Below are 13,151 nucleotides of genomic sequence, written 5' to 3'. Positions count from 1 at the left end.
GAGAAATCGAAACCAAAATCTTAGTTTTTCAAAGGTGCAGCGCACCGCAATACTTGTAGGTAAATTTCACATAAATAAACCCATACCTTAATGATAAAAACATTACTTTCCATAATCCTGTTTTCCTTCATCAGCACTGCAACTATTGCCCAAAAAATCGACACCATCTATCTGGAAAAGCTTCTGAAAAGTCATCCAGATAAATTTTCCCATATTCTGAATCATCCAAAAAAAAACCAGGTTCAAATTTTGTATACCCAAATTGACAGGGATAATAACAATGTACCTCATTTCAAAACATACAGTTACAATCTTGATGACCACCGCTACTTTTTTCCAGCCAGTACCGTTAAGCTGCCCACTTTAATTTTTGCGCTGGAAAAAATTAATACACTCAAAATTCCGGGTTTGAGCAAAGAAAGTACAATGATAACCGGAGCAGATTTTGATAAACAAACGAGCGTTGAAAAAGACTCGACTTCCGAAAATGGCCTGCCATCTATCAAACATTACATCAAAAAAATTCTATTGGTGAGCGACAATGACGCTTATAATCGGCTTTATGAATTTGTTGGCAGAGCAGAAATAAATCACCGTTTGAAAGATTATGGATTGACAACAAGCCGCATTTTAAATCGATACGCAGTAAAGGATACTGAACTCACTTCGCGACATACCAATCCGGTTTCGTTTTATAGTAATGGAAAAATGGTTTACAGCCAACCGGGGAAATTTGATGCTGCTGATTATCCGATTCAGCTAAGCAATCTGGTAATGGGTAAAGCCTATCTGGATAGCTCGGACAGGCTGGTTAACAAGCCTTTCAACATGACTAACCGGAATGCGTTCAGTATGACCGATCAGCAGGAGGTAATGAAAAAACTTATTTTTCCGGAGGCATATCCAATGCAAAAGCAGTTTCAATTAACCGCTGATGATTACAATCTTATCTATACTTATATGAGTAAGTATCCGACCGAAAGTGATTATCCAAAATATGATCCAAAGGAAAACTGGCCGACCAGTTCTAAATTTCTATTTTATGGAGCAGATTCCACTGTCACACCTGACCCGGATATTCGTATTTTTAACAAGTATGGCGACTCCTACGGGTTTATAATTGATAATGCCTACTTCGTTGATTTCAGGAATAAGGTAGAATTTTTTCTAACTGCGGTCGTGCAGTCAAATGATGATGAAATTTATAATGATGGAAAATACGAGTATAAGGAAGTGTGTTATCCTTTCATGAAAAATCTGGGTCAGGTCATTTATCAAACTGAACTAAAAAGAAAGAAAAAAAACCTTCCTGTTTTAACAAAATTTAAAATGAAATACTGATACTGTACCTTAACCAACTAGGAAAGTGTTGGTTGCCGGTTAAAAAATGATTGTAGAAAAAACAAAGCCATTCCCACCACAATTGAAACATCAGCCATATTGAAAATGCCGGTTTGGAAAACACCCAAATCGATATGAAGAAAATCAGTCACAGAACCGTGCACGATACGATCATAAATATTTCCAATGCCGCCACCAATTGCGAAACTCAGGGCAAGCATACTCATAAATGATATATTTTTTCGTAAAAACATATATCCAATACCAAATGCCAGAGCAAGTGCCGGGATTCCGGAAAGTAGAATAAATTTTATCGTTTCGGGTAAGGAACTTCCTAAACTAAGAAGAGCACCTTCATTTTCGACTTTCGTAAGCGTTAGATATTTACTGATCAGGTTGATGCTTTCATAATAATCAATTTTTTCCCTGACAATATTTTTAGAGATCTGATCGCATCCAATGTTAGCAATCAGGACAAGTAGAACGGAAATATTTGTTATAATTCGATTTTTATTCATTGGTAGACTTCGCGTACTATTTTAAATACGTTTTAAGAAAAACTGAAATCTTTTTTCTGTTAGATTCCACATCAAACATTTCTCCATAATGCGGAGCGTCTGTCACGATTGTCAGCTCATTTGGCACTTTTGCCCGCAGCAAATACGACCGCAACAAGACAGATTGTGTATAGGGTACTAATGCATCTTTTTGGCCGTGGAAAATTAAAAATGGCGGATCATTTGCATCAACATAAGTTGTAGGACTGGCCAATGTTGCCATATCCGGTCTTTCCAAAATCGTAGCACCAAATAATGATGTTACAGCATCCGTTGGATCATTTATTTCAATTTTCGGAATCAAAGCTAAAAAATTGGATGGTCCATAGAAATCGATCACGGCCTTGATTTTAAAAGGAACAGATTTTCCATCCTGCGTGAATTGTTTGATCTTATTATTGTTTGAAAGTCCAAGTAAGGACGCCAGATGCCCACCAGCGGAGAAGCCTATAAGAGCAAAATTATTTCTATCAACGCCGTACTTTCCGGCATTTTGATAAAGCCAGGAAATTGCCTGATTACAATCCTGGATCTGAGCCGGGAAAATAGCGTCTGTGCTATACCGGTAGTCGATACTGGCAAAAGCATATCCTTCTTCAAGGAAGGATTTAACCGTATTTTTCATGTAACCCATATCCGCAAATTTGTCATTTTCTTTCCATGCACCTCCATGAATCCAGATGACCAGCGGCATTTTTTCTTTTGCGTTCGCCGGAAGATAAATGTCCAGTCTATGTCTTTTCAACGTGTCGCCGGCGTATGAAATATTATTATGCATGACAGTCCCTGCCGGGAATATGCTTTTAATCTTTTCCGGAATTTGAGCTTTTACGGCTGTCAGGCTACATATGAAAAGTAAGATAAAACTTACAGATTTTGGCAATTGAAAATACATATCCGGTTTAAATCAGTTTGGTTTAAGATATTTTTGAGATTTTGTCGTCGATGAAGATCTTATTATAATCGCACCACTTTTTGAGGATTAGATTGATAAAACGAGACAAATATATTTCATTCAGGAAAACATTGGACCAATTGTCATAACGCTGGCATTGTATGCCCAGGAAAAAGAAATAAATTGATGTGCTTATATAAGGAATGACCCTTTTTTCTTCATCGCTAAGCCGGGTTATACTTTCATAACCTTTCAGAAAACTTTCAAGTTTCAGATTGAACTGGGTTTCATCTTTTTCAAGATTATATAGCTGCATGGTATAATACCCCAAATCCTGGCAAAGCATTCCATTCCCGCAAAAATCAAAGTCGAAAATTGTTACGTCGTTTTCAAAAAAATGCATATTGTCAAACCATAGATCGGTGTGAACAGCTCCAAACCTGACTTGTGACTGGTCAATTTTGTCCAATTCACTTTTCAAAACTTCTTTCAAATCCGCCATATAAACCATTTCTTCCTGCTCAGGATTTAGAAATAATTTAAGATACTCAAATGAATTTTCAAGCAGAATTTCAGGTGTGTAAGTAACGCGGTTGAGTTTAAAATTTTGAGTCAGCCTGTGAATTTTCCCGATTGTTTCCCCAACTCTATAATGAATCCCGGCAGAATAATTTAACGCTTTTGCACCTTTGGCGTGTGAAAATAACACTCCGAAACGAATTCCTTCTGGCGCATTTAATTCTTTGATATAACTTCCTTGCGGATCAGCAATCGGGTAGGAAACTGGTATCTGATTGTCTTTTAAGTGATTAATAAGGCGAATTTCTTCGTGTATTTCTGGCTTGGTTCGCCAGTTGAGACTGTAAATTCTAAAAATGAATTTTTCAGATTCTGTTGTTACAAGATAGGTATGGCTTATTCCGGTTTTTAAAAGTTCACAATCCGTTTTTGAACCGAACTTATATTCTTTTTGAAGAAAATCTGCAAGATGACTGGTCGATATGGTTGAGTTTGAAACTGGAAAGGGCTGCATGATAATTATTTTCAGAATAGTTCTTGCCTGCAAAAGAACAGAAATTTTTGACGGCAATTTGTAAGATCATATCAAAAAAATTCAATTAATAAATTCCTGCCTACGAGAGCATATTCGCAGCTCTGGATGTCAATGATCACTTGCTAAGCTGCGTAATAGGGGTTACCTGAACCTTTTTAAATTCAACTTCTGCACCCTCAGACTGTAATGCAATATGACCTTTTTGCGCCGTTGCATTATACCCGTAGTTTACAAAATCGCCGTTAAGCCAGACTTTGATAGAATTTTTTACACACTCGATTGTCATACTATTCCATTCACCAAGTGGTTTTTCGCTGCCGTCGGTCAGGTTTGGTATTCTTCTTAATTTATCTCCATTGACACCCCAGTTCGCTTTTGGACCGCGCCTTTTTTCCATATCAGGCGTTGTAATATCTTCCTGAATGCACCAAAAATCACCTGCATTTTCATGCATCATTTGGACTTCGATAGACTTAGGAAACATATCATACAAAGCTCTTGGCGTTGAAACAAATACCAAGGCGCCACAATTTCCAGGTTTTCCTGCAAACCTATATTGGAAGGTTAATCTGAAATTTTCATAATCAGCGTTCGTGATCAAATGTCCGCCAGGTTTACCCATACTGACCAACATACCATTCCGGATTATAAATGGTGACTTGACTTTTGGATCTTTATCCATTTCCGGCACATCAATATGCCAGCCAGACAGATCTTTGCCATTTAGTAAATCTTTCGTTTTTTGTGCATTTGAGATCAATGGCGCAGCAAAAATACAAACGGCCAGTAAAAATTGTTTTCTCATAATTGGTTTAAATAATTTATAAATATGTCATTCCCAACGGTTCTCGCGGATATCGTCTTCCAGGATTTTGTTGATAGAAACTTTTGCGTCCAGTAAAATGTAAACACTTGTTCCATGCTCTCTCGCATATTGATTTTCAATCTTACCTGTCAACGCTATTTTCCTGAAAAGTGGCTGCTCCTTTTTTCTGTCTTTATCATCGTCATCTGCGTTCTGCACCAGTATAACATTTTTAATTTCCTCATCAAGCGGAATCCAGTCAATATAATCCGCATTCATCGTTACCGCTCCAATATTTTTATACTTTGAATAGAAATTAATCGCTCCGGCCTGTCCGTAATTATCGCAGAGCACAAGTGTATGCTTTTTATCGCTGATTTTTTCGTAATCGGCATCTACTTTTTCCGCCAGCTCTTTCCAGCCCTGCATATCTGCAAAATCCTGCGGCAGCTGATGGTCTTTTCCATCCTCCCAGCGGAGCATTCCCAATGCTTTAAACATTTCAGGATTTTCGACAATTTGGACAGGACTTTTTATGGGAAACGCCACTTGCAAAAGCGGCACAAATAAAATGAGAATGATAAGCACAGACGCATAACGCAGCCATACCAATCGTGCTGTAAATATCTTTTCAAAATAAACTGACCCAAAAGCAAGAAAAATCGGATATAAACCGATGGCGTAATATCCTTTGGCTCTTAGATAAACAAATAAGGAAAATGTAAAAAGAAAAGACCAAAAGAAGACTCGATATTTTCGAAATGGCTTATATATAAAGAAGGACAAAAAAGCCGCCAGGATTGTGAATATTGAACCAATAAAAAACAAGAACTGCTCTTTGACAAAATCCAGCCGGTTCACATTCACAAGCTGCGTTTTTGATAACAGTTTCATATGGTGAATAACAGGAAAGTTATGTTCGTATTGCCAGATCAAATTTGGTAACATAATCACCAGCGCCAAACCGGCCGCAAAGTATAAGTGTTTGTTCCGGAATATATTACGCTGATCTGTCACAGCAAATGCCGGAATGAGCCCTAACACCAGGAACATGATATTATACTTATTCAAAAAGCCAAATCCGAGTGCAATCCCCATCAGATACAGCCATTTATTATCCTTTGTGTTAATGTATTTAAGTAAAGCGAAATAGAGTAATGTCCAGAAAAGAATATCTGCTGAATTGGGCTGATAAAGCATATTTATTCTTAAAAGAACAGAAAAAGTAACAGATGTTGCACCCAGAATAAGTGCAAACAAATTTCCTCCAAGCTCTTCAATCGCTTTCCAAACGATGATCAAAGTAAATATGCCAAAAAGTGCCGGGAAAAATTTGACCCAGAAAACTGAATTCCCCAGGAGCAAAATCAGGTAGGAAGTCCACGAGGTCAGGGGCGGTACTGAAAGATATCCCCAGGCAAGATGTTTTCCCTGGTCGATATGCAGAAATTCATCCCGGTGCAGTTCATATTCAGGCGCACTGATGGAATATTGAATTACAAATTTTAAAAGTATAAAAAGGCAGAGGATCAGTGTCTTTTTCGTCACGGTTTAATGGCTTCGGATTAGAGGAAATTTAGAGTTTTACTTTATAAAATGACTATTTAACCACATGCAGAATCATGTCCATTTGTACGAATTGCTACCATGTTTTATTAGATGTAACTGAAAGAGATATCTAATAATTCTACAAACTTAACGTGGAGTTAATAGCAAAAACATATCTTTGGTAATGTGGCAAGTATTAACTAAAAATAAAAGTTTCGCAGCCAGATATTATTTTAACGGCACACAGATTTAATTAATTAAAAGATTACCTCATTTATGTATTGGTACGAAGAGGAAGTTCAAAGGGTCGAAAACGAATTAGCAAGCATATCTTATCAGCCGGAAACAATATTTTACGGGAGCTCATCCATTACGTTGTGGGAAACGCTGTATGTGGATTTTACAGATCTGAAACCAGTTAATCTCGGTTTTGGAGGTTCGACACTGGCCGCCTGTGTCTGGTTTTTTGACAGGATTATCGGGCCTTTGACTTCTGCCGGAACGATTATTATTTATGCCGGCGACAATGATCTTGGAGACGGAAGACACCCCGAAGAAGCACTGCTGTCTTACCGGCAACTCATCGGGCAAATCCGTAACAAGTTTGGTAATGTTCCCTGTTATTTTATTTCGATCAAACCCAGCATGAAGCGTTGGGATATAGTGGGACAGATTATTGAAACGAACCGGCTTGTGGAGGCAGAAACCGAAACGGATAATTTTCAGCATTATATTGATATTTTCCCATTAATGCTTGATGAAAACGGACATCCGGATCCAACGCTTTTTGAAGAAGATGGTCTCCATCTCAGTCAAAAAGGATATGCAGTCTGGCAGAAAAAAATCAGACAGCAACTGGCTATTTAATATACGATACTCAAAATTATATAATTCGGGAATGTTATGGAAAGAGCTTACCATAAGTGGTTCAGCCCGATGTTAGGCAAAGAAATGGAGATGCTCGTTTTTGGGGGAAGAGGCGTACCTGTCATTTTTTTTCCAACGCGTGGTGCACGTTTTTATGATTTTGAAAACTGGAAAGTAATTGAGGCTATTCGCCCAAAAATAGAAGCTGGAGAGCTCCATATTTTTTGTGTTGACAGTATTGATAATGAAAGTTTTTACTCGGACGCATCTCCGGAAGACAGGATTTTAAGGCATCTCGATTATGAAAATTATATACTTAAGGAGGTTATTCCTTTTATCAGAAAGATAAATCCTGAAAAAAAATTGATCTCAGCCGGTTGTAGTCTCGGGGGATATCACGCTGTCAATATCGCATTTCGACATCCTTCCTTGTTTACAAAAGTAGTAGGCATGAGTGCCCGTTATGACCTTACCGTTTCTCTTCCGTTTTTCAAAGATCTCTTCGACGGTTATTTTAGTGAAACAATATATTATAACATGCCGACGCGTTTTATCTCGATGTTATCTGATAAAAGGATACTTAGGAAATTAAAAAAACTCGAAATAATTCTAGTGATAGGGCAGGAGGATTCCTTCCTGGAAAATAATAAAGAGCTTAGTTCTGCATTAACAAATCTAAAAGTAACACATGATTTTTTTATATGGAATGAAGAAGCCCATCGCCCCCGTTATTGGCGTGAAATGGTTAAATTATACTTGTAACACGCGTTGAGGTTGTTTCAATCCGGTTTTTTTCGATCTTCGGGTAATATTTAAATTTACTTACCCAATTGTATGAATCGATCACTTGGCTTCATTGCACTCCTTTTTACATTTTGTACTGCCACCGCCCAAAAAATCAGTTACAATATTACTTTCCCAAACATCGCACATCATGAAGCGCAGATCGATGTCACGGTAACCGGTGCCACCCAGAATCAGTTACTTTTCCGGATGAGTCGTTCTTCGCCCGGAAGGTATGCAACCCATGAATTTGGTAAAAATATTTATGACGTTAAAGGGTTTGATCAGTCTGGCAAATCGTTAGCTGTGCTTCGTGTTGATGGTGATGTATATCAGGTCAATACTTCAAATGGTTTTGCAAAAGTTCGTTATACATTATTTGCAAATTATCCGGATGGCACCTACGCAGGAGTTGACCAGAATAGCGTGCATTTCAATATGCCGGCTACTTTTATGTGGGTAAAAGAGCTGGAAAACGCGCCGATGGATGTTACTTTCAATTTGCCGGAGGGGAAAAAATGGACATTTGCGACACAGTTAAAGCCGACGGAAAAACCAAATGTTTTTACGGCTCCGAATCTTCAGTATTTTATGGATTCACCGGTTAAAATTGGTGCACTTACCATGAAAAACTGGACACTTACAAATCCGGATAAAAAATCCTACGAATTCAGACTGGCTTTGGAGGTAGATTCAAATGACTCTTTAACAACAGTTTTTTCCTCAAAAGTTAAAAGGATCACACAAGAGGCGCAAGCTGTCTATGGAGAGTTTCCAGCTTTTGATTATGGCAAATACACATTTTTGGCAAGCATCAACCCATATGTGAAGGGCGATGGCATGGAGCACAGAAATAGTACGATGATTGCTGTGCCGACACAATTTGATGGATCCAATTATTTATTAGGTGTTTTTTCTCATGAGTTCTTCCATGCGTGGAATGTTGAACGGATCCGCCCTAAAAGTCTGGAACCTTTCAATTATGAAAAAAGTAATATGAGCCGGGAATTGTGGTTTGCTGAGGGCTTTACTCAATATTATGGTGAGCTTCTTTTGAAAAGAGGAGATTTTGTAACGGTGGAAGATTTCGCGAATGATTTGCTGACAGGATTGGTAAATACAAAAGAAAACACGCCTGGTGCAAAACGTATATCTCCCGCCGACGCAAGTTGCATGGCCGTTTTTGTTGATGCCGGTGTTGCCGTGGACAAAACGAATTATCCAAATACATATACTTCTTACTATCCTTACGGCGCGTCAATTGCACTTGCACTGGAACTTGAATTATTAAATAGAAAATTAACGCTGGATGATTACATGAAAGCCGTTTGGATTAAACTGGGAAAACCGGAAACGCCATATCTAATTTCCGATTTGCAGGCCGTTCTGGAGTCTGTCACTGGTGATAAAGCTTTTGCCGCAGGATTTTTCAAAAAGTATATCTACGGTCACGAGTCCTATGATTATGCCCCATTGCTTCAAAAAGCAGGATTTTTCCTGAAAAAACAATTTGAAGGTCAGGCCTGGATGGGTAATGTCCGGTATAAACAAAATTCTGAACTGGTCATCTCCGCCAATACAACCGTTGGAACGCCGTTGTATAAAGCAGGTGCTGACATCGACGACCAGATTTTGAAGCTGGATGGAAAACCAGTAAAGAAAGAGGCTGATATTAAGGCAATTCTGGATGCCCATAAACCAGGGGATGAAATAGAACTGGAATATCTTCACAGAAAAGATGTTATCCTTGGAATGATGAAACTTGTCGAAAATCCCAAGCTGATTGTCCTGCCAAATGAAAAAGCTGATTTGCCTTTGGGTGATGGCGCAATGGCTATCAGAAAGCGCTGGATAGAAAGTAGGGTAAAGTAATTTTTGTTTATTTGATTTTGACTATGCCGCTCGTATAAAGCAATATAGCACTGTCTAAAATCTCCAAGATCATTTTTAATGGCAAGTCCTCTGACGGATCGAAACGCATAATTTTCATACGTGATCGCTCATCCTGAATTAATCCGGGATGAGCGATTTTTTTTCCTTCCACAATTCCCAGATAAGGAATACCGGTTTTCTTTTCAACCCATAGGTAGCAAAACATTTTACCTTTATAGCAGAAAAAGGGCATTCTATATTTCCAGGCTTCCGAAAAATTTCTATCTCTATCCAGAATTATTTGTCTTAATGCCATAAGACAACCTTTTAGGGGTTCCACTTTTTCAGCATAAAAGTTGTCAATCTCTTTCATCTGTTATTTGGGAATCTCTTTAATATCAAGCTGCTGGATAAGTGCCGGATTCTCGGGTGTCAAAGTAAAATAAACATCGATCGCGCCATGCTCACCCTCAATCTGAAAGTTTCCCCTCAACTGATTCTGAGGTTTTAATTCCGTAACTTTTTTTACCTTTCCTATTTTATCAAATAATGCCAGTGATGCCTTTTTTCTAAGTTCAACAGATCGGTCAGGAAAGAAATTTACAGCAAATATATTGTTCGTTTCTGCATTTGACCAATTCGGTAACAGCTTCACAATTTGATCTTTACGAAGTTTTAGTATCGGTGAAACGGGTAGCTCCCGTGGCTTTAAACCTGCCAGTGAAATCAACGTATCCATCACAGCAAAATTCGCTGTATTCATACTGGCGTAGGTAAGATTTCCATTCGCGATGACACCGATACCATATTCCGGCATAATCCACCATTGGCTGCCAAAACCGGGCAAACCTCCTGTGTGCCCGGTAAAAATTCTATCCTGGCAATCACGACTTGTTCTAAGCCCATAGCCATAACTGCTCACCAAAGAACATTCGCGACCATTGGGATATTTGAATTTTGCGTTCAGATTATTGAACGTCCAAGGCTGCTGCATCTCTCTGACAGAACTTCTTTTTACCGGACCGGTTTCTTTATCATTTCTGGCTGGCCAGGCAGACAAATGGAATGCCATATATTTCCCAAAATCATCAATAGAAGTTAGTATGCCACCCATAGCACCATACGTTCCGTCGTGCAACAAAACTTCTTCCTTCCATTTCCCTTCTTCCCATCGGTAACCATGCGCGAGCAGATCCGCCGGAGCCTTGGAGTATTCCCAAATGGTGTGAACCATACCAAGCGGTTTGAAAATATTTTCGTTAATGTATTGCTGGTAAGGTATTTTAGTGATATTGCCAATGATTTTACCAAGTATTGCAAAGGCCAGATTGCTGTATTCATACTGAACGCCAGGAACGTTGGAATTTGATATTCCGCTTTTAATCAAATCCAGCAGTTCTTCATCTTTTCCGTCAAGCTGGCGATCTCCCCAGGGATTATCCTCCGGAAATCCTGCTGCATGCGTCATCAGATTTCGTATGGTTATAGCAGGGGAATCTGTCGTTAACAGAGGCATTGATTTGAGCTCGGGAATGTATAAATAGGCAGGATCGTCGAGGCGTAATTTTCCTTCGTCACGAAGTTTTAATATGGCCATAGTCGTTACACTTTTGCTCATGGAAGCAATTCTGAAAAGTGATTTTCCCGAAGCTTTTGTTTTGTTGGCAAGATCTGTATAACCGTATCCACCAGAGAAAATGACTTTATCATCCACAACAACCCCGAAGGCCATACCAGGATAATTATTTTTTTCGGCGTATTCCCTGTAAATTTTTTCCAAAGCCGGGATTGCAGCTTTTATTTTGGCAATCCTGTCCGGATCTAAAAACGTCGGCGGTTGATACGTTTTGGAAGATGAGCCGGGAGCAGTCTCCGAAGAATTTGAAGTTTGCTGACTATAACTGAAACAGCTGATCAGCAGTGATGAAAAAGTCAGGAAGATTTTTTTCATTTGATAATAATTGAGTGAAAATTTCTTTGTGAAGATAAGCCAATCCACAAGTTGTGTAATCTTTTTACCCGAAGAAATTTCTCAATTTATATCAATCATTCGCAAGGCTCATGAAAATCTGATTGCTCTCAGGATCCAGACGAATTTCGTAGGTGTATTTACCACTTTCCAGTTTTTGTTCACCTGTGTAGTCAATGGGTTGGATAATGTAAGGCTCACCATTGATATTAAGTTTGACAAAGCTGTAACGGTATGCGAAATCAAACGTTTTATAGTCAGAGATCTGATTGTCGCCAACAGTACCAAATTTATTAATTCCACCGCTTGTATTAACTTCAATATCTTCAAAAGGCAATAAGCTGGCATTCCTGATTCTAATTTGAACCTGGCTCTTAGCCTCTACATCATTACTCAGCTCCTTGTCTTTTGAACAAGCAAAATTTAGTAATGCCAAACCTATAAAAAGACCTGATAGTAATTTTTTCATATCGACTGGATGGTTTACTACTGCAACTAAAAAATCATTCCAGTGTGAGGCAGAATGATTTCGTGGTTCAACTACAACGCTTTTCCAATTGATTTTGTTTAATGACAAAGAAAAAATTTGTCATTAAATGTGATTAATTTATAACAAAAAAGGTTGGGATGAACCCAACCTTTTGAAATACAGTGCTATAAATTAATTTAGATTTTCAGTTTAAAAATGAATTCCCCATACCCGGATTCAATTTCTACACGTTGGAGAACACCTGATCTATACGTGTAAGTCATAACATCACCGTCAGGAAGTGTGGTTTCGTAAACAGACGATGCAATTTCCTTAAATTTGAGAAAAGTCTGAAAAACCTCTGAGAAAATTTCGCTTTTTTGAACTGGCTCATTGAAATATAACCAGGTCACTGTGGCAGGAATATTACTTTTAAATTTGACGACATTATTATTATCTTTTTTCAATTCATAATGATTGTCTGTAAATCGGGTAGTTGCAGCCAGTTTCTTCTTTTTGTTAACAAAACGCTGAACCTGAGCATCTTTGAGCTGCGCATTTGAAAAAAGATTTGTAGTATTGGATTGAATTTTAAACGTAAGCAACATATTAATATTCATCTCGCTGTCTGTTGCGTAAAACTGACCCTGAGGTTGGGCCTGGGACGTAGCTTTTAAAAATCCAACTTCCTTTCCGCGCCAAATGACAGAATAATTTCTATACTGCTGACCATAGGCATTAACAGTCAAAAAACAGATAAATAAAATACTGATCTGCTTCAAGGCGGTTGAGATAGATATGCAGTTTGTTCTAAAAATCATATTGCTGAGTCTGGAAATATAGTATTCTTAACGGGAACTACTCAAATATATTCTAACAAGAGGTTGCAATTAGTATGCCAAAGAGCAAATTAGAAAATTATCGATGAATTTTTTAAAAAGAAGAAGTCAACCTAAGTAAGTTGACTTCTTTATTTCTTGTTTATAATCAG

General features: G+C 38.2%; 13 protein-coding genes. 4 read left to right on the top strand and 9 right to left on the bottom strand.

Annotated elements, in window-relative coordinates; all coding sequences use genetic code 11:
• The first annotated feature begins 90 nt into the window (after nt 1-90).
• Entirely contained in the window at nt 91-1,341 is a 1,251-nt protein-coding gene (locus tag LXL81_RS07895) for a serine hydrolase (RefSeq protein WP_234646184.1), read from the top strand.
• A gap of 17 nt (nt 1,342-1,358) precedes the next feature.
• Here the strand turns inward: LXL81_RS07895 and lspA are convergent, their stop codons facing one another.
• From lspA to LXL81_RS07870, 5 genes are all read right to left on the bottom strand, one after another.
• Nucleotides 1,359-1,859: a signal peptidase II gene (lspA, locus tag LXL81_RS07890; protein ID WP_234646183.1), complete on the bottom strand. Its 501-nt coding sequence runs from the start codon at nt 1,857-1,859 to the stop codon at nt 1,359-1,361.
• Between the two features lie 16 nt (nt 1,860-1,875).
• On the bottom strand, nt 1,876-2,793 hold the full coding sequence (locus tag LXL81_RS07885) for an alpha/beta hydrolase (protein ID WP_234646182.1): 918 nt from the start codon (nt 2,791-2,793) through the stop codon (nt 1,876-1,878).
• Nucleotides 2,794-2,815: 22 nt separating this feature from the next.
• A complete protein-coding gene (locus tag LXL81_RS07880) occupies nt 2,816-3,826 on the bottom strand; it encodes a phosphotransferase enzyme family protein (RefSeq protein WP_234646181.1) in 1,011 nt (336 codons plus the stop codon).
• Between the two features lie 136 nt (nt 3,827-3,962).
• The gene (locus LXL81_RS07875) at nt 3,963-4,652 is read right to left on the bottom strand and encodes a DUF1080 domain-containing protein (protein WP_234646180.1); all 690 of its coding nucleotides are present in this window, start codon (nt 4,650-4,652) and stop codon (nt 3,963-3,965) included.
• 27 nt (nt 4,653-4,679) lie between these two features.
• Nucleotides 4,680-6,200 (bottom strand): glycosyltransferase family 39 protein, encoded by a 1,521-nt coding sequence (locus LXL81_RS07870; RefSeq protein WP_234646179.1) that lies wholly within the window; start codon nt 6,198-6,200, stop codon nt 4,680-4,682.
• Nucleotides 6,201-6,476: 276 nt separating this feature from the next.
• On the opposite strand from LXL81_RS07870, the gene LXL81_RS07865 reads away from it, so the two are divergent.
• The 3 genes from LXL81_RS07865 (at nt 6,477) to LXL81_RS07855 (ending at nt 9,722) form a co-directional block, all read left to right on the top strand.
• On the top strand, nt 6,477-7,067 hold the full coding sequence (locus LXL81_RS07865; protein WP_234646178.1) for a GDSL-type esterase/lipase family protein: 591 nt from the start codon (nt 6,477-6,479) through the stop codon (nt 7,065-7,067).
• A 36-nt stretch (nt 7,068-7,103) separates the two neighbouring features.
• The gene (locus tag LXL81_RS07860) at nt 7,104-7,829 is read left to right on the top strand and encodes an esterase family protein (protein ID WP_234646177.1); all 726 of its coding nucleotides are present in this window, start codon (nt 7,104-7,106) and stop codon (nt 7,827-7,829) included.
• A 72-nt stretch (nt 7,830-7,901) separates the two neighbouring features.
• Complete coding sequence (locus LXL81_RS07855; protein ID WP_234646176.1) at nt 7,902-9,722, top strand: M61 family metallopeptidase; 1,821 nt, start codon at nt 7,902-7,904, stop codon at nt 9,720-9,722.
• A 7-nt stretch (nt 9,723-9,729) separates the two neighbouring features.
• Here the strand turns inward: LXL81_RS07855 and LXL81_RS07850 are convergent, their stop codons facing one another.
• From LXL81_RS07850 to LXL81_RS07835, 4 genes are all read right to left on the bottom strand, one after another.
• The gene (locus LXL81_RS07850; protein ID WP_234646175.1) at nt 9,730-10,095 is read right to left on the bottom strand and encodes a DUF1801 domain-containing protein; all 366 of its coding nucleotides are present in this window, start codon (nt 10,093-10,095) and stop codon (nt 9,730-9,732) included.
• Between the two features lie 3 nt (nt 10,096-10,098).
• Nucleotides 10,099-11,673 carry a serine hydrolase gene (locus LXL81_RS07845; protein ID WP_234646174.1) on the bottom strand — a complete coding sequence of 525 codons (1,575 nt, stop codon included), beginning with the start codon at nt 11,671-11,673 and terminating at the stop codon, nt 10,099-10,101.
• 91 nt (nt 11,674-11,764) lie between these two features.
• Nucleotides 11,765-12,160 (bottom strand): hypothetical protein, encoded by a 396-nt coding sequence (locus LXL81_RS07840; protein WP_234646173.1) that lies wholly within the window; start codon nt 12,158-12,160, stop codon nt 11,765-11,767.
• A 197-nt stretch (nt 12,161-12,357) separates the two neighbouring features.
• The gene (locus LXL81_RS07835) at nt 12,358-12,981 is read right to left on the bottom strand and encodes a DUF6134 family protein (RefSeq protein WP_234646172.1); all 624 of its coding nucleotides are present in this window, start codon (nt 12,979-12,981) and stop codon (nt 12,358-12,360) included.
• Between the last annotated feature and the right edge of the window lie 170 nt (nt 12,982-13,151).

Origin of the sequence: Dyadobacter sp. CY356 (assembly GCF_021440195.1) — a bacterium.
GTDB lineage: Bacteria > Bacteroidota > Bacteroidia > Cytophagales > Spirosomataceae > Dyadobacter.
The sequence above is the reverse complement of the archived record's forward strand: the minus strand, read 5'-3'. Positions and strand labels throughout refer to the sequence as shown.

Coding starts and splice junctions, on each gene's coding strand:
- LXL81_RS07895 (WP_234646184.1), top strand. CDS start 91: ATGATAAAAACATTACTTTCCATAATCCTGTTTTCCTTCATCAGCACT.
- lspA (WP_234646183.1), bottom strand. CDS start 1,859: ATGAATAAAAATCGAATTATAACAAATATTTCCGTTCTACTTGTCCTG.
- LXL81_RS07885 (WP_234646182.1), bottom strand. CDS start 2,793: ATGTATTTTCAATTGCCAAAATCTGTAAGTTTTATCTTACTTTTCATA.
- LXL81_RS07880 (WP_234646181.1), bottom strand. CDS start 3,826: ATGCAGCCCTTTCCAGTTTCAAACTCAACCATATCGACCAGTCATCTT.
- LXL81_RS07875 (WP_234646180.1), bottom strand. CDS start 4,652: ATGAGAAAACAATTTTTACTGGCCGTTTGTATTTTTGCTGCGCCATTG.
- LXL81_RS07865 (WP_234646178.1), top strand. CDS start 6,477: ATGTATTGGTACGAAGAGGAAGTTCAAAGGGTCGAAAACGAATTAGCA.
- LXL81_RS07860 (WP_234646177.1), top strand. CDS start 7,104: ATGGAAAGAGCTTACCATAAGTGGTTCAGCCCGATGTTAGGCAAAGAA.
- LXL81_RS07855 (WP_234646176.1), top strand. CDS start 7,902: ATGAATCGATCACTTGGCTTCATTGCACTCCTTTTTACATTTTGTACT.
- LXL81_RS07850 (WP_234646175.1), bottom strand. CDS start 10,095: ATGAAAGAGATTGACAACTTTTATGCTGAAAAAGTGGAACCCCTAAAA.
- LXL81_RS07845 (WP_234646174.1), bottom strand. CDS start 11,673: ATGAAAAAAATCTTCCTGACTTTTTCATCACTGCTGATCAGCTGTTTC.
- LXL81_RS07840 (WP_234646173.1), bottom strand. CDS start 12,160: ATGAAAAAATTACTATCAGGTCTTTTTATAGGTTTGGCATTACTAAAT.
- LXL81_RS07835 (WP_234646172.1), bottom strand. CDS start 12,981: ATGATTTTTAGAACAAACTGCATATCTATCTCAACCGCCTTGAAGCAG.